Origin of the sequence: Verminephrobacter aporrectodeae subsp. tuberculatae At4 (assembly GCF_000193225.1) — a bacterium.
GTDB lineage: Bacteria > Pseudomonadota > Gammaproteobacteria > Burkholderiales > Burkholderiaceae_C > Acidovorax > Acidovorax aporrectodeae.
Genome location: NZ_AFAL01000802.1, coordinates 1 through 492, shown reverse-complemented (window position 1 = coordinate 492; position 492 = coordinate 1). Strand labels below are relative to the sequence as shown.

Sequence of the window (492 nt, the reverse complement as noted above, 5' to 3'; positions counted from 1 at the left end):
TCGACCCGGCAGAGCATGCGCCCCAGCAACCCGCCTGGCCGCTGGGGCGCGCGCTGGCCCAACTCCAGGGCGTCTACATCCTGGCCGAAAACGCCCAGGGCCTGGTGATCGTGGACATGCACGCCGCGCACGAGCGCATCGTCTACGAGCGCCTCAAGGCGCAGGTGGACAGCGGCGCAGGCCTTGCCAGCCAGACCCTGCTGGTCCCCGCCACTTTCGCTGCCACGCCGCAGGAAGTGGCCACGGCCGAGGAGTCGGCAGAGGCACTGAGCACGCTGGGCCTGGAGGTGGTTCCCTTCTCGCCCAAGACCCTGGCGGTGCGCGCCGTACCCGGCCCGCTGGCGCAGGGCGACGTGGTGGAACTGGCGCGCAGCGTGCTCGCGGAACTCGCCGCGCACGACGCCAGCAGCGTGGTGCAACGCGCGCGCAACGAGATTCTGGCCAGCATGGCCTGCCATGGCGCGGTGCGCGCCAACCGGCGCCTGACCCTCG

At 72.2% G+C, this 492-nt stretch carries 1 pseudogene; it reads left to right on the top strand.

The features are described 5' to 3' along the window. Positions 1-492: pseudogene (locus VTU_RS29390) on the top strand (DNA mismatch repair endonuclease MutL); the annotation flags it as partial.